Here is a 20,123-nt window from a genome sequence, read left to right on the forward strand (position 1 = left end):
ATCTTGAATATCGAGTGCAAGACTTCATTTCAGCAATCAGTCTGGCATCGGCCGGTTATGGCGTCGCGATCGTGCCGGAATCGCGATGCAGAGCTTTTCCCAGCCCGGAATCGTGTACTAGCGTATCGCGGACTTTCACTTTCCGATTCAGTTGGAGTTGCCGCACCGGCGTCGCGAGATATCACCTGCAGTGAGGTCTTTCGTTCAACTAGCCCTCGCTACGCGCAAGCCAAGAACCAATCGCTAGCCCGCGTGAGGCGCTGGCACGACACCAGCGCGCGTCGAAGGCTTCTCTGACCATAGCTTCGCCTTGGCCTTCAGCCGCCAACAAACTTTGTGTACCGGTACTCTCTGCTATGCACGAATATCACGTGTTCTGATCGAGATTCGGTGCGCCGACTCTGTACCGACTCGGCGCCAAGTGCCCGATAGTTTTTCGATATACCCGAATCGCCATTCCATATTAGTCAGACTGCGGTCCTATCCATAGACTGAACACAGTCTCATTCAACAGGAGTCGAAATGGACAAGAAGCGGGTTGACCTCTACTGGGATGTAGGTAGCACCAACACCTATTTTGCGATCAAGCTGTTCAAGCCGATCCTCGAGCGCCACAACGCCGAGCTCGTCCTGCATCCCTACAATCTGGGGTACGTATTCCGGAACAATGACTACGAACTCATGAAAGAGTCGAAGGCAAAGCTTCGTTATCGCAAGCGAGATCTGATGCGCTGGGCCGAGAAGTACAATATTTCGTTCCAGATCCCCCGGCAATTTCCCATCAAGTCCAGCAGGGTTCTCCGTGGATCTCTCGCAATGCGACGAAAGGGCTTGGAGTTGGCGTTTGTCGAGCAGGTCATGGAGGCGTACTGGGAACGCGGTGACGCCAGCATCGTCGAGTATGCCGGGTTGCGACTGATTGTCGAGTCTCTTGGCGTAGACTTCGCATGGTTCGAAGAGGTCGCCGGAAGCGAGGAGATCGGCGCCGAACTTGCTCAAAGCACGGACTCAGCCGTTGAGCGGGGAGTCTTTGGCGTGCCGATGATGTTCGTGGGTGACGAGATGTTTTGGGGAAAGGACCGCCTCGATTTTATGGAGGAGGAGCTTGCGCGGGTAGCGTAGGCGAGATCCGCGACGGGTTGGCCAGCGACGCCGTGCCTGCGCTGGCCACGCCAGTCCATCAGAATTATGGACCTATCCAACGGTGCGCGGTCGCTCATCGACCTACCCGGATTCCCACCTTGCTTCGGCAGACGGGCTCGTCAAATCGACGTCACTCCGTTCGCAATCTCGACGCCGGACCAAGACTGACCTCGCATTGCCTCAAATCCCTTTTCCAAAGAGAACTTGCACCCGCACAAGCGCTTTTTCGATCAAGCGCGATTGCAGGATGCAATACGCCTTCTTGAGGTATGCTTGAATTGGGCAGTGTCGAAAGACCCTGCCCATAGGGGAACTCAAACGATCCGGCGCTCTCGGAGCCGTAGAAACTCAGCTGCATCTACCCCAGCCATATTGCGCAAAATCTCTTCGGTGTGTGCGCCAGGAACCGGGGCCGGGGCGTCATAGCCAACCTCCGCGTGACCAAATCGCAAGGGAAACGATGCAGCCTTGACATCCATGGTTGCCTCAGCGAGCGGATTCCACAGTGACACGGCCATGTTCCGTGCGACGATTTGTTCCCACGCGAGCACGTCGTCGATCGTCCTTACGGGGCTGCATGGTATCTTTGCAGAGTGCATTTGCATTTCAATCTCCGCAGTGGGGAGCGACGAAGTCCATGCCGATACGATCTCATCGACCGTCGCGTTGTTCGACAGGCGCCATCCCACGGACATGAAGTTGGAGTCTTCCTTGAGGTCAGCGCGTCCCATTAGGTCCAGCAGTGTGCTCCAATCATCGTTGGTGGCAGTGCCAAGAGTCACCCAACCATCCGCACTCTTGTACGCATTGAAGGGAGAGAATCGCATGATTCGGTTACCCTGCTGAAACGAAAGGCCCAGCTCGCGATAGCAATCGAGCGGCTCGTCCAGGATCAAGGACAGCAGGCAGTCGGCCATGGAAACATCCACAGACTGTCCTGCACCGGTTTGCTGGCGGTAGTTCAATGCCGCCACAACTCCGAATGCCGCGAAAAGGCCCGCGATCGCGTCCGAAAGCGGAGACCCTGTTTTCGTTGGCCCGGCGTCCGGTTGTCCCGTAATGCTCATTAGGCCAACGGCCGCTTGGACCATCAGATCATAAGCCTTGAGATGCTTTGCGGGTCCAGTAGACCCATATCCGGTCAGAGAGCAATAGACGACGCCTGGATTGACCTCGCGGAGCACTTCATAGCCGATGCCAAGTCGATCCGCGACTCCCGCGCTGAAATTTTCGACCACGACATCAGCGTTCCTGACCATGCGCATGAACAACTCCCTGCCCTCGGCATTCTTCAGGTTCAGGGTCGTAGACTTCTTTGATCGAGCCCGCTTGAGGTACGCGATGCCCATGTCAAGCTCTGAGCGCCGTTCGAATGAAACTCCTTGAGGGCCGGCGAAGGGCGGAGAAAACGCGGTTGGATCTCCGATCTCCGGATCGTCGATCTTTATGACTTCCGCTCCCAACCCGGCGAGGAAGAGCGTGCATTGAGGGCCGGAAAAGAACCTGGTGAGGTCAAGTACTTTGATGCCTTCGAGAATCCGTTTAGTCATGGGATACCGTTTGCCTGTTTAGATGCATGGGAAGTCTAGGCATGCAACGGGGTACCCGGCCAATAGGACTTTGTGGTAGCGGTATTGCGATTCCGTATGGCTATTCAATTTTCGAGGCGCCGGGCCATTCGCCTTCGGCCACCAGCTTCAGCGCAGTCTCCCGAATTAGTTCCATGATCCGGCGAGCCGCCGAACTTAACGGCATGATGTCGAACGTGCATAACGAAAGTCGCCGATGCAACGCCGCGTCGGTGATTCGCTGAATTGTCAATCCCTGGGTGCCTCCGGGGATCGAAGGCGACAAAATAGTCGACCCTACGCCACTTGCCACGACAGCGCGGATGGTGGCAAGTGAGTCCAGCTCCGCCAAAACAACGGGCTTTTCCCCCGCTGCTTCGAACGCTTCGTCAATGATTTGACGCGTGATGTTGGACCGACCAGGGAGTATTAGCGGTCGCTTTGCCGCTTCGGCGATGGTGACCTCCTCAGGCGGCGTACTGCCAGGCAGCTGGCAGGAAAGCAAAAGCAGGCGCTCGATGAGAAGCGGGGTAACCTCAAGGTGAGCGCCAAGTCTTGTTTCACATACCGCCCCCGAACCGTCCACGCGTTCGAACAAGAGGCTCATCTCGATCCGGCCGTTTACTACCAGTTCTTGTAGGTGCCCGCTCAGGCTCTCGGTGATCTGTAACTGAATATCGGGATACTGCACGGCTGATGCAGCGAGGAGTCTGGGCGCGAGGATGGTTGCGGCACTGGTCGGTAGGCCGACAGATACCTTCCCTTGCGGGTGCTCGCCCGCGTGCTGAACGTCACTTTTCATGAGATCGGCCTGGCGCAGCATCGCCCGGGCGTGGCGATAGAACACCTCTCCCGCCTCAGTTGCGACCACGCCGCGAGCGCTCCTGGCCAGCAACCTCACTCTCAGTTCGTCTTCGAGCTTGGCGATTTGCTGGCTGAGCGCCGGCTGGGCGGTGTAAAGATCGGCAGCCGCGCGTGACACGCTACCGAGCTCGACGATTCGTACGAAGTACTTTAGTTGTCGGAATTCCATAGCAGATTGTATAGCGTGGCGCCCATCGTGGGACTGCCATAAGTTTTTGACATGCCCCAAGCGGGACACAGTATTGGCGCGACGATCGTGACATTTCTAAGATGGCTCCATCAGTAACGAACCACCTTATCGAGATGATCGATCTTTACTTCTGGAGCACGCCGAACGGCTACAAGGTCTCCATCCTCCTTGAAGAACTGGCGATGCCCTACAGCGTCATACCGGTGCACATTGGCAAAGGTCAGCAGTTTGCACCAGAGTTTCTCGAGGTCAGCCCAAACAACAAGATTCCCGCCATTGTCGATCATGAAGGTCCTGACGGGCAGGCCATTGCGATGTTCGAGTCGGGTGCCATCATGATGTACTTGGCCGAAAAGAGTGGCTATCAGTTTATGCCACAGGACACCCGGAAGCGATACGAGGTCCTGCAGTGGCTGATGTTCCAGATGGGCGGCGTCGGGCCCATGCTCGGCCAGGCACATCACTTCCGAAAGTATGCACCTGAGAAGATCGACTACGCCATCGATCGCTACACAAACGAGGCACGTCGTCTCTATACCGTCATTGACCGTCGACTCGCCGAGTCCGAATACCTCGCGGGCGACTACTCGATTGCCGATATGGCGACCTATCCCTGGCTGCGCGCACACAAATGGCAGGGCCAGGATATTGCGGATTATCCCAATCTCGAACGTTGGTACCAAGCAGTGCGTCAGCGTCCGGCCGTTCAGCGTGGGGTCGCCGTGCTGGCTGAGAAGGTCGACAAGACCGGTGCAAAGCCAAGCGGTGATCGGTGGGACAACTTGTTCGGCAAGAATCAGTTCAACTCGAGATAGGAGAAAGCTACCGTGCCACATACCAATACTCCAATGCTCACCGGATTTCGTGTGCTGGACATTACCCAGATCGTCGCTGGACCGACCTGTACCCGCATCCTCGCCGAAATGGGCGCAGAGGTTGTCAAGCTTGAACTTGCCCCCTTCGGCGACAGAACCCGTATTGGTGGGTTGCGTAGTCAGCAACCGGAGCACAAGCGCTGTTCCCAAAGTACCTATTTCGTTCAGCACAATCATTCAAAGAAGAGCCTTGCACTGAATCTCAAGAGTGCCAAGGCGCGAGAGCTGATTCTTAGGATGATCACGGAGTTTGATGTTCTCGTCGAGAATTTCTCCCCGGGCGTTATGGACCGTTTCGGGCTTGGATACGAGGTATTAAAGAAGATCAATCCTGACCTCGTGATGTGCTCCATCTCTCTTGCAGGACAAAAGGGTGTCCTGGCGAATAAGCCGGGATACGACTATGTCGCGCAGGCATATGCAGGTATCACGGACCTCATTGGCGAGGCCGAGGGAAGTCCCGCGCTGATCACGATGGCCATCGGGGATGCATCTACCGGTGTTGCCGCCGCCATGGCCGTCGGCTTTGCGTTGCTGCATCGCGAGCGGACAGGGGAGGGGCAATACATTGAGACATCGCTGCTCGATACGTACTTCAATATGCATGAAGTAGCCATTCCTCGCGTCAGCCTTAGGAAAGGCTACGAGCCCACGCGAACCGGTTCACAACACCCCGATGGAGGCCCGACGGGCATCTTTCGCTGTGGTGATGGCACGTACCTGACGTTGGCCACGCTCCCGCACCAGTGGGAACAGTTCGTATCCGCCTTAGGACGTCCGGATCTATTGACTGATCCGCTATTTTCCAGCGCTGCGCTCCGCCGTGACAACAACGAGCAGCTCAAAGAGATTCTGGAATCGTGGCTTAGTATGTTCCCTTCCAGAGACGCTGCAATAGATGCCTTGGAGCGCGAGCGGATTCCGTGCGCGCCGGTTCTAAGTCTTCGGGAAGCCATGAGCCATCCTCACTTGCAGGAGCGCGGTGTGGTTCGAACGGTGCGTGACCCGTACGTTGGAGATTTCCAGATTCCCGGCCCTCCGGCGCGGTTTTCCGCATGGGAGTATCCCGCCTCACTGAAGGCCGACTTGCTAGGGGAGCACAACGAACAAATTCTGAAGGACTTTGCGGGACTTGGAGAGGATGAAATTAGTGCCTTGTATGCCGAAGGAGTGCTTGTGCGAGACAAACTACTTGATCCATTGAGTGCGCCAATGGCAGAGGCGGAGATTGCGAGATAACCCCGGCGGATGACAGCATGGAAACCTTCGATTTGTTTGTTATCGGCGCCGGTTCTGGTGGCGTCAGGGCAGCACGTACGGCGGCAGCCCTGGGAGCCCGGGTCGCGATTGCAGAAAAGTCGCGCGTAGGCGGCACCTGTGTGATCCGCGGATGCGTGCCGAAGAAGCTCATGGTTACGGCCAGTCGATATCGGTCAGAAGCCAGAGACGCCATTGGATTTGGGTGGAACATCGAGAGTCAGGGACACAACTGGGCGGCTCTCGTAAACGGCATTGCCGATGAGGTAACCCGCCTCGAGAACCTGTACAGGAAGGGCTTAGATAGCAGCCAGGTCACGATCTTCGATGAAAGCGCGTCGATTGTGGACAGTGGACGAGTACGGCTTGCTTCAGGCAGGACGGTGCTGGCTACGCACATCATAGTTGCAACGGGAGCGGCGCCGGCGCATTTGGACTTCCCCGGTGCGGAACATTGCATCACATCAGATGACGTCTTCGCACTCCCAGAACTGCCGGCACGCGTCGCCATTATTGGTGGTGGCTACATCGCGTTTGAGTTTGCGGGGATCTTTAAGGGGCTGGGTGCCGATGTCGAGGTGCTTCACCGAGGTGCGACCGTGCTCCGAGGATTCGACGAAGATCTGCAGGCGGGTGTTATTGACGCGTACCGTGAGCAAGGCATCCGAATTCGATTGAACCGCTCGGTTCGGTCTATCTGCGCGTTTCCCGAAGGCTACCGCCTGACGGATCATGCTGGCGAAATCCTCGATTGCGATGTTGTGCTGAACGCAACTGGCCGCGTGCCCAATACCGCTGGCGCAGCAGGCGTGCTTGTGAAAAAACCGGGCGGTGCCATTGCAGTGGATGACCGATACGCAACGTCACTAGACAACGTATATGCCATTGGGGATGCGATTGGGCAGTTGAACCTAACGCCGGTCGCAATACGGCAGGGCCAGTGGCTCGCCGAGTCTCTGTTCGGTTCGACCCTGTCCTGCCCACCGGACTTCGGGCTGACGCCCACGGCCGTATTTTCCACGCCGGAGATCGCTTGTGTGGGAATGAGCGAGCGGCAAGCGCGCACTGCGTTTCCCGACATCATGGTCTACCTCACCAATTTCCGGCCGATGCGTGCGGCTCTCGCTAGAAGTTCTGAGCGCGTGATGATGAAACTGGTCGTCGACGGGAGCAGTGACCGGGTACTCGGCATACATATGCTCGGCCGTGATGCCGCAGAAATCATTCAAATGGGAGCTATATCGCTTCAGAATGGCATCACCAAGCGCGAATTTGATCAGACCGTCGCGCTTCATCCCAGCGTTGCTGAGGAGTTCGTCACCATGCGAAATCGTGACTAAAGACGTCACGGGGTGGCAGAAAAAATAGTCAATACAAAAAATATCTAATATTAGGAGACAGATCATGAAATACCTCGCCGCACTCGCCATAGGATGGGTGGCATGCAGTTCTTCGTTTGGAGAATCATTTCCTGCCCGGCCGCTAACATTGGTTGTACCGTTTTCACCAGGGGGCMCCACCGACGTGGTGGCGCGACATTTAAGTGCTGCGATGGGGCGCTCTCTCGGACAATCTGTGATTGTCGAGAACCGCGCAAGCACTGGCGGCATTGTTGGTTCGGAAGCTGTTGTGCGAGCCGAGCCGAATGGATACACGCTTCTGATTCACAACATCGGGATGGCCACGTTGCCATCGTTGTCGAAGAAGCTCCGCTTCGACCCGACCAAAAACTTCGAGTACATCGGTCTCGTCGCCGACGTTCCGATGACGCTTATTGCGCGTCCCGATCTCGCTCCTTCAGGTTTCGGCGAATTGCGATCCTATATCGCTAAGAATCAACGGAAGATCAATCTCGCCAATGCGGGGATTGGTACGGCGTCTCACCTTTGCGGGCTGATGCTGATGAGTCAGCTTCACGCCGCCATGACCAGCATTCCCTACAAAGGGGCGGCTCCGGCAATGGTTGACATCCAAGGTGGTCAGGTCGATCTCCTCTGCGATCAGGTCACAACAACGTTGCAGCCGATCAACACCGGACGTGTGAAGGCATACGGCAGCACTACGGCATCGCGACTCGCGGCACTGCCAGAGCTTCCGACGCTGCGAGAGCAGGGCCTGGGCGAGTTCGAGGTGACAGTGTGGCACGGAGTCTACGCGCCAAAAGGCACACCAAAACCGGTGGTAGCGAAGCTGGTCAAGGCATTGCAGGAGGCTGTGACAGATCCGGCGTTTCGCGAAGGTATGCAGAAGCTCGGCGCAATACCGGTCTCAGTTGATCGAGCCACACCAGAGGCTCTAGCGTCGAAATTGCGAAATGAGATCGCGAGGTGGACGCCGGTCATCATCCAAGCAAATGCGTTCATTGACTAGCCGTAAGCGCGCGATGCGGCGAAAGCGGACGGCGGCTTCAGGAATTGAGGAGACGAGATATGAGTGACGTCGAAGTCAGTACGCAGTGGACGTGGGCCAGCGTAGTACGACGTATTGCAATGGAGGCCGCCGCTCGGATGCTCTTCAAGCAAGACGCGCGGGACAGGGCAATTGGTGCTGCCGTCGCGGAGTATGCATGGGACTTGCGGGCGGCAAGGGAATGTCGTGGGACGCTCATGGAGGTTGAGTCCACTTGGATTCCGCCAGGCAAGGAACAATTGACGTGGGACGCGTCCGAAGAAATTCTGGATGCTGTAGCGGCTGCTCTGAATGACTACCGCAAGAATGGTCATGATGCTGATTAACGCTGTTCCTTAGATCATCGCTGCGGTAATGATGCCGGCCCGCCATAGTGCTTTGGATCGTGGCACATGTGAGCTTAGCGGAACTCGCGTGAGGCTCGGGGAGACCTGTGCCGAAGAAGGCAATGGCCGTTGCGCCATGTTGCGAAGTGAGGAAAATTATCTATCACAAATGCACTGCGCGCCGAGCAGAGCAGAGCGTACAAACCGCGTGTGCCAAACAGTTGAACACTACGGCCCTTCTTCCGGGGCCTCGATTGGCGGCCGGCGCTCGATCTCCGGATCGTAAGCCTATCGACACAGACTCCCTGGTCAGCACGCCGAGTGCGGCGCCGGTGAGTCGCCTCGGATCATTCCCCGATCCGTTCAGATTCCCGCATATCAGAATTGCCACGCAATTTCGCGCGGCGGTTGGCGTTGTGTCCAGGTTATCTTGCCCGCATTGTCCGTCGACCCCTCATGCGGTTTCAATTCGAAAATTAGAGATGTGCTGCGGATCCGTGCACATCTTCGCCAAAAGGCTTGCGTCAGTTCCAGTGCGTAAGGCGCCATTTTCCCCAATGCGGGAGTGCTCTCGGCTTACGCATCACATCTGCCATGTGCAGTGGACAATATATGCAAATAACGCAATCATAATTAGAAATAGTTTATTCTTGTAATGAATGACGGCTCGCCCCTATGCTTCCCCTACCGACACAACGATGTTTGATAGGAGTCAGAGCAATGAGCGCTGTAGAGCAAGAAGGGGCGGTTGTGAGCCGCATGCCGGCTGGCGTGGACCTGGTCGAATACTATTACGAGCGCGGTTTCAGCGACGGACTGCCGGTCGTTCCACCGACGCAGGAGAAGATTGATGAGATCGTCGCGCGCCTTGGCGGCGATCCAAAATTTGTCGAAGCTCGCATTGCGCCGCGCTGGGGCGAGCTGACGCGCGAAGTGCTGGCCATCAACATGGTAATGGCCGGCTGCAAGCCCGAGTACACGCCGGTGGTGCTGGCAGCGGTGAAGGCGCTGATTGATCAAGCCTTCAACCTTAACGGCGTGCAAGCGACTACCCATGTCGCGTCTCCGCTGCTGATCGTCAACGGTCCGATTGCACGTGAGATCGGCATGAACGGCGGCTGCAATGCATTTGGCTCCGGAAATCGTGCAAATGCGACCATCGGTCGCGCAATCCGTCTCATCATGCTCAACGTTGGCGGTGGCTGGCCCGGCGATCTGGACAAGAGCACGCTGGGCCATCCTGGCAAGTACACCTACTGCGTCGCCGAGAACGAAGCTCAAAGCCCCCTCGCACCGTATCACGTGGAACACGGCTACAAGCCGGAAGATTCGACGGTGTTCGTGATGGCCGCCGAGGCGCCGCACAGTGTAACCAACCATATCTCCAATGATCCGGAGGGCATTCTGGACACCATGTGTTCGGCGATGAGCACGATCGCCTCCAACAGTGCAGTGCTCGGCGGGCATATTGCGGTGGTCCTTGGGCTCGAGCACGCTCAGACCATCGGCAAGTACGGCTGGTCGCGCGCCGATGTCCGGAACTACCTGTTCCACAACCACGGCAACCGGTTTGTCGACCTGGCCTATGGTCATCGCTACGGCAAGGTCTACAACCGCAATCTGCCGAAATACTACAAGCGCAAAGACGAAACGCGCATCCCGATCATCCACAGCCCCGACAACATTCATTTGTTCGTGATGGGTGGTGAAGCCGGACGGTTCTCCGTGCTGATCCCTGGCTGGGGCCACATGAGCACGCCTGTTCTGCGAGCCGTTGAAGGCAGTGGTGCCGGCGACAACGGCGCCGAATGTGTCGGCGGTGCCTGCGCACTCTGATCCCCACACGCGACCGCCGCAAGAAAACTAGGAGATTTCCATGTTGATGAAGAGTGAAGAATCTACCGTCGAAGTGTTCGACCCGCGCGGTGCGCTGCGTTTCGACGATGCCCCCGTGTCCGAGCGTAAGAAGTCGTTGAAGAAGCTGCGTCTGGGCATCCTGGACAACTCGAAGTGGAACGCCAACAAGCTGCTGCGAGGCGCTGCGGCAGCGCTCGGCGAGGACATCGATTTCGCCGCGGTGAACTACTACGTCAAGCACAGCTTCTCGAAGGACGCCACGCCGGAACTGATTGCGCAGATCGCTGCCGAGAACGATGTGGTGCTGACTGCGATCGGCGATTGCGGCTCGTGCTGCTCGGCATGCATTCGCGACTCGATCGCGCTGGAAAAGCTCGGTGTTCCGAGCGCGGCGATCATCACGACCGAGTTCGTCCGTGAGACAGAACTAACCCGCCAGGCGGTCGGCATGAAGTCGCTGGAGCCGGTAGTGGTCTCCCACCCGGTCAGCTCCATCACGCAGGAAGAAGTCGCGCACCGCGTCGCGCAGATCAAGGAGCAAGCGCAGCAAGTGTGGCTCGGCACCAAGGAACCGCTGAAAACCAAAGTCGAGCTTCACTAATCATGAACGAAACCGTCCAAAGTTCCGGCATGCAGGACATCGAAGCATTGCTTGCGCAAAGCGATTCGCCTGTTCTCGTGGATTGCTATAGCCCGGATTGCAAGCCGTGTGCGGCCCTTGCCCCAGTGCTCGACGACGTCGCTGGAGCGATGGACGGGCGCATGATCGTGGAGAAGGTCGATGTGGTGGCAAATCCAGACGTTGCTGCCCGCTTCGGTGTCCGCGGTGTGCCGACCCTTCTGCTCTTCCAGGACGGTGCGCTCAAGGCCACGCGTACCGGTGCCGCGTCCCGCACGCAACTGGTCACTTGGCTTGCCGGCCAGCAGGTCTTTTGAGCCATGAGCGCGCACTTCAGTTGGGAAGATCCCTTGCTGCTGGAGGCTCAGCTAACGGGAGAAGAGCGCGCGGTTACTGACGCCGCGCGCGACTACGCGCGCGGTCGCCTTGCGCTGCGCATCCAGATGGCCTTTCGCACCGAGGAAGCGGACCCGGTTCTTCGGGGAGATGGGCCCGGACGGCTCGCAACATGTTTGGCGGCAATCGCATCAGCGACGAGTTCTGCATCGCGCGCCACATGTTGAACCTTGAGGTCGTCAATACCTGCGAGGGCGCCTACGACATCCATGCCCTGATCCTGGGTCGGGCGATGACCAGTCTTACCGCATTCTGATTGGAGGCTACGGAGCCATGGGAGCACTGTCTCATCTGCGTGTGTTGGATCTTTCACGCGTACTTGCGGGACCCTGGGCGAGCCAGATTCTCGCCGATCTTGGCGCGGAAGTCATCAAGGTCGAAAGGCCGGACACCGGTGATGACACGCGCTCTTGGGGGCCACCATGGGTGAGCTCTCCGGAGTGGAGCAACAACGAGCGCCAGTCAGCATACTTCGCTGGCGCAAACCGGAACAAACAGTCTGTCGCCGTTGATTTGAGCCATCCCCGAGGCCAGGCAATGGTGCAGGCATTGGCCGAGCACTGCGATGTGGTAGTTGAGAACTTCAAGGTCGGTGGCCTGAAGCAGTACGGCCTCGACTATGAATCGCTCCGCGAGATCAATCCAAGAATTGTCTACTGCTCGATCACTGGATTTGGGCAAACCGGTCCGTATTCGCACCGTCCAGGCTACGACTTTCTGGTGCAGGGCATGGGTGGCTTGATGAGCATCACAGGTCGGCCCGATGGCGAGCCTGGCGAAGGGCCGCTTAAAGTGGGCGTGGCGCTGACTGACATCATGACCGGTCTCTACGCCACGATTGGCATTCTCGCAGCCCTCGCACACCGCGAAACCTCGGGGCGTGGCCAGTATGTTGACGCGGCCCTGCTGGATGTCCAGGTTGCCTGCCTGGCGAATCAGGCCATGAACTTTCTGGCAAGCGGGGCCCAACCGCCGCGCCTGGGAAACGGACATCCAAATATCGTTCCCTACCAGGATTTCAGTACCGCCGACGGCCACATCATCATCACCGTAGGTAACGAAGGCCAGTTCGCCAGGCTCTGTGAGGTACTTGGGCAGCCCCTGTGGACCCAGGACCCGCGCTTTGCTTCGAACAGTGCACGGATTGCCAATCGCGCGGTCCTGATACCCCTGATCCAAGCGGTCATCGACACTCGTGAGTCACAGCATTGGCTCGAGAGGCTGGAAGCTAGTGGGGTGCCGTGCGGGCCCATCAACACGCTCCAGGACGTCTTTGCTGACCCGCATGTCATTCATCGCGGGATGACGGTTGCCCTCGACAACGCAGATGGATCCCAGGTGTCGGTCGTTGCAAGTCCGATTCGCTTGTCTGCCACACCGGTCGAATATCGGAGTGCACCCCCAAATCTCGGTTCCAGCACCGCTGCAGTGCTCAAGGAGTTGCTGAAGATCGACGATGCGCAGATCCAGCGTCTCGCTCAGGAAAAAATCATCCGGATCTGATGCCAGATCCGACATCTGTTTCCGTACCTTGTGAAGAGTTGCCATGAGTACCAAAGAAGCGAATTCCCACGCCCGCGTTCTGATTCTCGGTTCGGGTCCGGCGGGCTATACCGCAGCGCTCTACGCTGCTAGGGCGAACCTGTCACCGGTGCTCGTCACCGGTGCCGCGCAAGGCGGCCAGCTCATGACGACGACTGACGTCGACAACTGGCCCGCGGATGTTGCCGGCGTAATGGGCCCCGATCTCATGGAGCGATTCCGTCTTCACGCGGAGCGTTTCGATGCAAAGACAATTTTCGACCACATTGAGGAGGTGGATCTGAGCAAGCGTCCCTTCACGCTGCGCGGAGAAGCCGGCACGACGACGTGTGATGCGCTGATCGTTGCCACAGGAGCGTCGGCCAAGTACCTCGGTCTCCCCTCAGAGGAAGTCTATCGTGGCCGCGGGGTAAGCGGTTGCGCAACCTGCGACGGTTTTTTCTACCGAAACCAGGATGTCTGTGTGGTCGGTGGCGGCAATACCGCGGTGGAGGAAGCGCTGTATCTGTCGAACATCGCCGCAACCGTGCATTTGATTCATCGTCGCGACAGCTTCAGGGCGGAGCCCATTCTCGTATCCCACCTGATGGAGAAGGTCGCGGCCGGCAAGATCCACCTTCATCTGTGGCACGAGCTCGCCGAAGTCACGGGGGACGAGTCGGGCGTGAGCGCGGTCCGACTGCGCGAAGTCAAGAGTGGCAGCGAGGTTCAACTGCTGGTGACTGGCTGCTTCATCGCTATCGGCCACAAGCCGAACACGGACATTTTCAAGGGCCAGCTCGAGATGCGCGAGGGCTACATCGTCACCCGCGCGGGCAGGGAAGGAATGTCCACCATGACGAGCATTCCGGGCGTGTTCGCCGCTGGCGACGTTCAGGACTCCATCTACCGCCAGGCCATTACGTCGGCGGGTAGCGGTTGCATGGCGGCCCTCGATGCGCAGCGTTTCCTCCAGGAGTACGTTCCAACAGCCGGGTAAGTGGTTGCTCAGCTGGGAGACATCCTCCCGCTTAATCGAAAAGACATACAGGAGACAAACATGAATAGGCGCCAGTTCTTGAAGGCGGGCGTAGCTACAGTCGGCTCTGCCCAGCTCGCCGCGCTGCCGGCCCTATCGTCGGCGGCCGCATATCCATCAGGACCGATTCGCGTAGTCATCCCGTTCCCGGCCGGTGGCCCTACCGATGTGGTCGGCAGACTGGTGACGCAGCCGATGTCGGAAATCCTGAAGCAATCGCTGGTCGTCGACAACCGGGGAGGGGCGAGCGGAACCATTGGCGCGGATATGGTAGCCAAGGCAGCCCCTAACGGTCAGACCTTGTTGATCAACGTTTCGGCACAGGTCATCAATCCGTTCTTGTACTCCAAGCTTCCGCACGACCCGCTCAAGGACTTTACCCCGATCACAAGCCTTGCTTCCACGCCGCTGCAACTGCTTGTTGCCGCAGACCTGCCGGTGCACAACGTCAACGACCTGATCAGGTACGTTAAATCGCAACCCACCGGCTGCAGCTTTGCCTCGGCAAGCAACGGCGTGCCGGGTCATCTGGCGGGGGAACTCTTCAGAATGACCACAGGCATCTCGGCGGTCCACGTCCCCTACAAGGGCAGCGCTCCGGCACTGACGGATCTGATCGGGGGGCAGGTGACCTTCATGTTCGACTCCATGCCAGCCTCGCTGCCTTTGGTCAAAGCCGGAAAGCTTCGCGCGCTGGCGGTGACTGGGACCCGCCGCGCGAAGAGCCTGCCGAATGTGCCGACGCTCGTGGAAAGTGGCTTTCCGGAGATGACGATGACGACCTGGTACGGTCTGTGGGGCCCCGCCAGGATGCCGCCAGAAACCGTAGGGATCCTCCAGTCCGCCGCGGCGAAGGCCCTCGCAAACCAGGATGTCAAGGCGCGTCTTGCGGATCTCTCGGCAGACCCGCTTGGAGAGTCGCCTGAGCGCTTCGCGGCTTTCTGCGCCCAAGAGGCGGATAGGTACGCGAAGATCATCAAGGCAGCAGGTATTCGATTGGCCTGATCGGTCGGTAGATCCGGGCCACTTGACAACGCCGTTCCGGTCGCAAGACCGGCGGCGCGCGCCTTGAAGCAGGATCAACGCTGCGGATTCGACCGGGCGATGCAACGCACCTAAGGCTGCGTGAGGGCTCCTGTGGTAAGCATGAACTTGGTCGGCAGGGACAGACCGCCGCCGCTTGCCGTGCGGCATAATTGCCGTGCCCTTGGAACACCAATCGTCCGCTGCCATGAACAAGAATCTTGTCCCCGATCTGAGCTCCCGCGAATTACAGGCGGTCTGCGCCATTGCAGACGAAGGAAGCCTTCTTGCTGCCTCGATAGCATTGGACCTGTCGCAGCCGGCGTTGACACGTACGCTGCAGCGCGTTGAAGCAGCGATAGGTGTCGAGCTCTTCCGACGCTCCACTCGCAAGGTGGAGATCACCGCTGCGGGGCTGGAGTTCGTCGCGCTGGCAAACCGCATTCTCGCCGACCTCCGGATTTCCTTTGAAGGAATGCGGGAAATCGCTGACGAGCAGCGCGGGCAGGTCATCATCTCCGCGGTGATGTCGGTGGCCTCGACTCACTTGCCCATCGTTGTGGCACGTTACCGGGAATCCCGGCCACGTATTGAAATCCAGGTGCGCGAAGGCGTGCACGGCACTGTCCTGGACAATATCCGCAGTGGCGTCGCCGATCTCGGCTTGACGTATGTTGACGATGTTCCCGCGGAATTTTCCGCGATCGCGCTGGGCCGGGAAGGCTTTCACGTCGTCATGCCGGCGAATCATCCGCTTGCCGGACGGAAGACGTTGACGCTTGTCGAGGTCGCCAACTATGCCATGGTCTCCTTGCCGAAGGAAGCCCAGACCCGCCGGATGTTGGACGGGGCCGCGGCGGCTGCGGGGCTGAACCTGCAGCACGCCGTGACGGTGACCCAGTTTGCCACGGTAATGCAGTTTGTCCACGCTGGTGTCGGCCTGGCCATTGTTCCGGGTGGGGCGATTCCCGCAGCACTTGGCCCGGGTCTGGTACTGAAGCCGCTCGCGCAGCCAGTACTGACGCGTCATATTGGGGTCATCGTCTTGAAGGATCGCGGCCTCACGCCGAGCGCCGAAGGCTTCCTTGCGGAACTCAAGGAACATTGGAAGGCCCGTCCTCCGGCGCGGCGAGGCGCGTGATTTATGCGAAAAATGCAATCGAAATTGGAAATAGATTGAACTTGTAAAGAATTGCAGGTTGCCTCTATTCTTGCTCTCAAGACACAGCTTTCTGGGAGACAGGATGCAACCGCGACACCTCGCACCAGCCAGGGCGCAGACGACGCCCGCACGATCGCTCCAGTCCCTGCCTCCAATCTTCTGGCGAGGCGCGGCAGTGGGCTAGAACCAGAACCGCCAGGTTCTCGCTTTTTTTCCTCATCGCTTTCGTCTCTTTGGGCGATGACGGCAGGGGCTGCGATGCGCAGCCCAACAGTTTCCGTACTCAACTACTTCTTGGTGCGATCGGGAGATCGCGCCTGATAACCTATGACCAAACAGCGTCTCAGCGGCCGCGCCGCGTTCTTGAAGCTCCTGCAAGATGAAGGTGTCACGCATGTGTTCGGCAATCCGGGGACCACCGAACTGGCGCTGATGGAGGCTATGCCAGAAGCGACGGGGATCCAGTATGTCCTGGGGCTGCAGGAGTCTGTCGTCTTATCCATGGCAGATGGATTCGCGAGGGCAACTGGTCGACTGACTGCGGTCAATCTGCACTGCACTCCTGGCCTTGGCCACGCGATGGGCGCACTGTACAACGCGAAATTTTCGGGCTCTCCGATGATTGTCACGGCAGGGCAGTATGAGCTGGGCTACGGCTTGCTGGAGCCAATGCTGTATGAACCTTTGGTACCGCTCGCAGAGCCTCTGGTCAAATGGGCATATGAGATCCAACGGGTAGAGGATCTGCCTCGAGTCGTTCGCCGCGCAGCGAAGATTGCCATGACCCCGCCCTTCGGCCCGGTTTTCCTCAGTCTGCCGGGTAGCATTCTCGATGACGAAGCAGAACTGGAGCTGGGTTTCAGCACACGAGTCGACGCAATGGGTGGCCCGTCAAGCCGCACGCGTGACGCACTTGTCGATGCGATCCTCGCCAGCAAAGCGCCAGTCATCGTTGCCGGACGAGAGCTTGCAGAGCAGGACGCGTTCACGGAGGCTCAAGAGCTCGCGGAGCGGATCGGTGCTGCGGTCTACCATGAACCTATTCCTTACAACACGCGGTATCCGTCTAAGCACGCATCGTTCATGGGCGACCTGTCGCGCAATCAGGCGAAAGTGCGGGAGTTGCTTGGCAGGCATGACCTATTGATTGTCCTCGGCGGTGATCTGTTGAGAATGTCGGCATTTAGTGAAACCGACCCGATGCCGGATGAACTGCGGGTCATTCACATCTCGGAGCGCGACTGGGAGCTTGGCAAAAACTACCCCACGCACCTCGCGGTACGAGCGGGGGTCAAGGAAACGCTCACTGAACTCCTGCCACGAATCGCTTCGACGCAAAGCGCGGACGACCGGGATGAGGCCCGTGCTCGACTCGGTCGGTTGCGTGATTCGAACTGGACGGTTCGGCGAGAAGAGCTTCGCCGGCATGCATCCACTATGCAAGCGTCGGAGCCGATCGATCCTCGTGTTCTGGCCATGACGCTCGCGGACGCAATACCGGCTGGCACCATCGTGATTGAGGAGGCGCCAACAACCTCGCCCCTGTTGTCCAATTTTCTCGAGGTAACGGCACCTCGCGACTTCTTTGGGCTGGCCAGCGGCGGGTTGGGCTTTGCCATGGGTGGAGCAGTCGGAGCCGCCCTTGCCAGGCGGAATACACCCGTGGTCGCTTTGGTTGGGGACGGAAGCGCGATGTACGCCATCCAGGCGCTATGGACGGCGGCGCACGAGAAGCTCCCGATCACGTACGTCATCGTCAACAACAAATCCTATCGAATCATCAAGGAACGCCTGGTAGCAATGCGTAACTGCGACGACTTCCTCGGCATGGATTTGGTCAATCCGGCACTGAACTTCGTTGAGATGGCACGCGGTATGGGTGTCCACGCCGAACGGATTGCAGATCCTTCTCAGCTCGCAAGTTCCCTGCGTGCCGCCATCGAATCCCGGCAGCCGAGGTTGCTGGAAGTCATCGTCGACGCTGGCAAGCAAGCCGTCGGTCAGGGCTGACGGCATTGTGCAGAACCCAAGGCAAAGGAGAGAAACCGTATGAATGAGACGACCGTAAACCTGAAGAATCCCGAACTACTGCGTTCCCAGTGTCTGGTAGGGGGCGAATGGGTGGAAGGGACCCAATGGATTGATGTAAAGAATCCATTTGGTGGCAATGTCGTAGCAAAGGTGCCAAGGTTAGGGGCGAGGGAAGCGGATCAGGCAATCGCATGCGGAGCTGCGGCGGCGAAGCGATGGGCCAAGAGCACCGCCGGGGAGCGCGCGACGGTCCTGCGTCGATGGTTCGATCTCGTCCAGGCGAATCTGGAAGACCTTGCGACCCTGTTGACGCTGGAGCAGGGCAAGCCGCTGCAGGAGGCGCGGGCCGAGATATCCTACGCTGCCTCCTACATCGAGTGGTTCTCCGAGGAGGCGCGCCGTGGCTACGGCGACATCATTCCCTCGAACGATCCCTACACTCGTCAACTGGTCATTCGGCAGCCCGTAGGCCTGTGTGCGGCAATTACTCCGTGGAATTTCCCGTCTGGGATGGTGACCCGAAAGGTGGCCCCCGCGCTCGCCGCTGGCTGCTCCATCATCGTCAAGCCCGCTGAGCAGACGCCTCTTTCCGCGCTTGCGCTAGCCTACCTCGCGGAGGAGGCCGGTCTTCCGGCCGGCATCCTGCAAGTTATCACCGGCTCTTCCCGCGAAATCGGCGCGGTCCTGACCTCAAGCCCTGACGTTCGCAAGCTGACACTCACCGGTTCCACAGAGGTGGGGCGCGTGCTGGCTGCACAATGTGCTCCGAGTCTCAAGAAACTGTCACTGGAGCTTGGCGGCAATGCGCCATTCATCGTGTTCGAAGACGCTGACCTCGAGAAGGCATTGGAAGGGCTGATGCAGTCAAAGTTTCGAAATGCCGGGCAAACATGTGTCTGCACCAATCGCATTCTCGTCCAGGAGTCGATTCATGACGCGTTCGCAGAGCGGCTGGCTGCGGAAGTCAAGAAGTTGCGCGTAGGGGACGGCATGGCGACGGGCGTTGACCAGGGCCCGCTCATTGACTACAACGCGCACGAGCGTATGCAAGTTCTTGTCGACGACGCAGTGGCTGGCGGAGCAAATTTGCTCTGTGGGGGATCGCCCGATCCGATCGGGGAGCTTTGCTTCTCCCCGACCGTACTGAGCCGGGTACGCCCTGGTGCCCGAGTCGCGACAGATGAGATCTTTGGACCGTTGGCAGCCCTCTATACATTCCGTGACGAGGAAGAAGCCATCGAGATTGCGAATAGCACCGAGTATGGATTAGCGGGATATGTCTTTACCCGCTCGCTGGCCCGGGCCTGGCGAGTCAGCGAGGCCCTCGAGTGCGGCATGGTTGGAATCAATGCAGGTCTGATCTCATCCGCAACCGTACCCTTCGGCGGAATCAAGCAGTCGGGATACGGCAGGGAGGGCTCCAAATATGGTCTGGATGACTACACCGAGCTCAAGTATTTGTGCATGGCAGGTTTGGAGAGCGAGGTGTAAAAGAGCGGAAACCGGCGTTCGGTCACACTTGGTTTGGAGATGGCGTTGGATACATTGCGTCGCCATATCGGGCGGATTCTTGACCCCTTCGGCCACTTGCGCCAGGCGAAATCATTCCACGCGTTGCGCGTCGGGCTGGCGGTTCTGGCGTCGATTGGCCTGACAACAGGTTTGAAACTGCCGCACGGTGACTGGGCAACTATTACCGTGCTAGTACAACATCCCGTAAATAGATTTAATAATTATCAGGCTGTAGGTACGGCTCCAGGAGCGTGACGACCACCTGGGCCATCTCGTCGAGCGAGCCTGCGCCTGGCAACGGCTCCCAACGCCCACTATGGTTGCGAAAGGC

18 protein-coding genes and 1 pseudogene are annotated in these 20,123 nt (G+C 58.6%); 17 read left to right on the plus strand and 2 right to left on the minus strand.

Going from position 1 to position 20,123, the window contains the following annotated elements:
• Positions 1 to 522 precede the first annotated feature (522 nt).
• Complete coding sequence (locus tag AB4Z48_RS33620; protein WP_441622066.1) at positions 523 to 1,122, plus strand: 2-hydroxychromene-2-carboxylate isomerase; 600 nt, start codon at positions 523 to 525, stop codon at positions 1,120 to 1,122.
• Positions 1,123 to 1,457: 335 nt separating this feature from the next.
• Here the strand turns inward: AB4Z48_RS33620 and AB4Z48_RS33625 are convergent, their stop codons facing one another.
• A complete protein-coding gene (locus AB4Z48_RS33625) occupies positions 1,458 to 2,693 on the minus strand; it encodes a CaiB/BaiF CoA transferase family protein (RefSeq protein ID WP_441622068.1) in 1,236 nt (411 codons plus the stop codon).
• Positions 2,694 to 2,793: 100 nt separating this feature from the next.
• Positions 2,794 to 3,744, minus strand: a complete 951-nt coding sequence (locus tag AB4Z48_RS33630; protein ID WP_441622070.1) for a LysR substrate-binding domain-containing protein — start codon at positions 3,742 to 3,744, stop codon at positions 2,794 to 2,796.
• 134 nt (positions 3,745 to 3,878) lie between these two features.
• Here AB4Z48_RS33630 and AB4Z48_RS33635 point away from each other — a divergent pair, with 134 nt between their 5' ends.
• The 16 genes and pseudogenes from AB4Z48_RS33635 to AB4Z48_RS33710 all read left to right on the plus strand — a co-directional run bounded on the left by AB4Z48_RS33635 (position 3,879) and on the right by AB4Z48_RS33710 (position 20,047).
• On the plus strand, positions 3,879 to 4,580 hold the full coding sequence (locus tag AB4Z48_RS33635) for a glutathione S-transferase N-terminal domain-containing protein (RefSeq protein WP_441622072.1): 702 nt from the start codon (positions 3,879 to 3,881) through the stop codon (positions 4,578 to 4,580).
• A 12-nt stretch (positions 4,581 to 4,592) separates the two neighbouring features.
• Positions 4,593 to 5,879 (plus strand): CaiB/BaiF CoA transferase family protein, encoded by a 1,287-nt coding sequence (locus AB4Z48_RS33640; RefSeq protein ID WP_441622074.1) that lies wholly within the window; start codon positions 4,593 to 4,595, stop codon positions 5,877 to 5,879.
• A gap of 17 nt (positions 5,880 to 5,896) precedes the next feature.
• Positions 5,897 to 7,237 (plus strand): glutathione-disulfide reductase, encoded by a 1,341-nt coding sequence (gorA, locus tag AB4Z48_RS33645; protein WP_441622076.1) that lies wholly within the window; start codon positions 5,897 to 5,899, stop codon positions 7,235 to 7,237.
• Between the two features lie 64 nt (positions 7,238 to 7,301).
• Complete coding sequence (locus tag AB4Z48_RS33650; protein ID WP_441622077.1) at positions 7,302 to 8,267, plus strand: tripartite tricarboxylate transporter substrate-binding protein; 966 nt, start codon at positions 7,302 to 7,304, stop codon at positions 8,265 to 8,267.
• 59 nt (positions 8,268 to 8,326) lie between these two features.
• Entirely contained in the window at positions 8,327 to 8,632 is a 306-nt protein-coding gene (locus AB4Z48_RS33655) for a hypothetical protein (protein WP_441622079.1), read from the plus strand.
• Positions 8,633 to 9,352: 720 nt separating this feature from the next.
• Positions 9,353 to 10,468, plus strand: a complete 1,116-nt coding sequence (locus AB4Z48_RS33660; protein WP_441622081.1) for a hypothetical protein — start codon at positions 9,353 to 9,355, stop codon at positions 10,466 to 10,468.
• Positions 10,469 to 10,508: 40 nt separating this feature from the next.
• On the plus strand, positions 10,509 to 11,090 hold the full coding sequence (locus AB4Z48_RS33665; RefSeq protein ID WP_441622083.1) for a UGSC family (seleno)protein: 582 nt from the start codon (positions 10,509 to 10,511) through the stop codon (positions 11,088 to 11,090).
• Positions 11,091 to 11,092: 2 nt separating this feature from the next.
• Positions 11,093 to 11,425 (plus strand): thioredoxin family protein, encoded by a 333-nt coding sequence (locus AB4Z48_RS33670; RefSeq protein WP_441622084.1) that lies wholly within the window; start codon positions 11,093 to 11,095, stop codon positions 11,423 to 11,425.
• Between the two features lie 173 nt (positions 11,426 to 11,598).
• Positions 11,599 to 11,760: pseudogene (locus AB4Z48_RS33675) on the plus strand (acyl-CoA dehydrogenase); the annotation flags it as partial.
• 17 nt (positions 11,761 to 11,777) lie between these two features.
• Positions 11,778 to 13,007, plus strand: a complete 1,230-nt coding sequence (locus AB4Z48_RS33680; protein WP_441622086.1) for a CaiB/BaiF CoA transferase family protein — start codon at positions 11,778 to 11,780, stop codon at positions 13,005 to 13,007.
• Positions 13,008 to 13,050: 43 nt separating this feature from the next.
• Positions 13,051 to 14,025: a thioredoxin-disulfide reductase gene (gene trxB / locus AB4Z48_RS33685; protein WP_441622088.1), complete on the plus strand. Its 975-nt coding sequence runs from the start codon at positions 13,051 to 13,053 to the stop codon at positions 14,023 to 14,025.
• 60 nt (positions 14,026 to 14,085) lie between these two features.
• Positions 14,086 to 15,069, plus strand: a complete 984-nt coding sequence (locus AB4Z48_RS33690; protein ID WP_441622090.1) for a Bug family tripartite tricarboxylate transporter substrate binding protein — start codon at positions 14,086 to 14,088, stop codon at positions 15,067 to 15,069.
• Between the two features lie 226 nt (positions 15,070 to 15,295).
• A complete protein-coding gene (locus AB4Z48_RS33695; protein ID WP_441622091.1) occupies positions 15,296 to 16,228 on the plus strand; it encodes a LysR family transcriptional regulator in 933 nt (310 codons plus the stop codon).
• Between the two features lie 348 nt (positions 16,229 to 16,576).
• Positions 16,577 to 18,259, plus strand: coding sequence for a thiamine pyrophosphate-binding protein (locus tag AB4Z48_RS33700; protein ID WP_441622093.1), 1,683 nt, complete (start codon positions 16,577 to 16,579; stop codon positions 18,257 to 18,259).
• Positions 18,260 to 18,298: 39 nt separating this feature from the next.
• Positions 18,299 to 19,771 (plus strand): NAD-dependent succinate-semialdehyde dehydrogenase, encoded by a 1,473-nt coding sequence (locus AB4Z48_RS33705; RefSeq protein WP_441622095.1) that lies wholly within the window; start codon positions 18,299 to 18,301, stop codon positions 19,769 to 19,771.
• 45 nt (positions 19,772 to 19,816) lie between these two features.
• Complete coding sequence (locus AB4Z48_RS33710; protein WP_441622096.1) at positions 19,817 to 20,047, plus strand: hypothetical protein; 231 nt, start codon at positions 19,817 to 19,819, stop codon at positions 20,045 to 20,047.
• Positions 20,048 to 20,123 lie beyond the last annotated feature (76 nt).

The sequence above is a fragment of the Cupriavidus sp. 2TAF22 genome (genome assembly GCF_052115045.1).
In the GTDB taxonomy this organism is placed as follows: Bacteria; Pseudomonadota; Gammaproteobacteria; order Burkholderiales; family Burkholderiaceae; genus Cupriavidus.

Coding starts and splice junctions, on each gene's coding strand:
- AB4Z48_RS33620 (WP_441622066.1), top strand. CDS start 523: ATGGACAAGAAGCGGGTTGACCTCTACTGGGATGTAGGTAGCACCAAC.
- AB4Z48_RS33625 (WP_441622068.1), bottom strand. CDS start 2,693: ATGACTAAACGGATTCTCGAAGGCATCAAAGTACTTGACCTCACCAGG.
- AB4Z48_RS33630 (WP_441622070.1), bottom strand. CDS start 3,744: ATGGAATTCCGACAACTAAAGTACTTCGTACGAATCGTCGAGCTCGGT.
- AB4Z48_RS33635 (WP_441622072.1), top strand. CDS start 3,879: ATGATCGATCTTTACTTCTGGAGCACGCCGAACGGCTACAAGGTCTCC.
- gorA (WP_441622076.1), top strand. CDS start 5,897: ATGGAAACCTTCGATTTGTTTGTTATCGGCGCCGGTTCTGGTGGCGTC.
- AB4Z48_RS33655 (WP_441622079.1), top strand. CDS start 8,327: ATGAGTGACGTCGAAGTCAGTACGCAGTGGACGTGGGCCAGCGTAGTA.
- AB4Z48_RS33660 (WP_441622081.1), top strand. CDS start 9,353: ATGAGCGCTGTAGAGCAAGAAGGGGCGGTTGTGAGCCGCATGCCGGCT.
- AB4Z48_RS33665 (WP_441622083.1), top strand. CDS start 10,509: ATGTTGATGAAGAGTGAAGAATCTACCGTCGAAGTGTTCGACCCGCGC.
- AB4Z48_RS33670 (WP_441622084.1), top strand. CDS start 11,093: ATGAACGAAACCGTCCAAAGTTCCGGCATGCAGGACATCGAAGCATTG.
- AB4Z48_RS33680 (WP_441622086.1), top strand. CDS start 11,778: ATGGGAGCACTGTCTCATCTGCGTGTGTTGGATCTTTCACGCGTACTT.
- trxB (WP_441622088.1), top strand. CDS start 13,051: ATGAGTACCAAAGAAGCGAATTCCCACGCCCGCGTTCTGATTCTCGGT.
- AB4Z48_RS33690 (WP_441622090.1), top strand. CDS start 14,086: ATGAATAGGCGCCAGTTCTTGAAGGCGGGCGTAGCTACAGTCGGCTCT.
- AB4Z48_RS33695 (WP_441622091.1), top strand. CDS start 15,296: ATGAACAAGAATCTTGTCCCCGATCTGAGCTCCCGCGAATTACAGGCG.
- AB4Z48_RS33700 (WP_441622093.1), top strand. CDS start 16,577: ATGACCAAACAGCGTCTCAGCGGCCGCGCCGCGTTCTTGAAGCTCCTG.
- AB4Z48_RS33705 (WP_441622095.1), top strand. CDS start 18,299: ATGAATGAGACGACCGTAAACCTGAAGAATCCCGAACTACTGCGTTCC.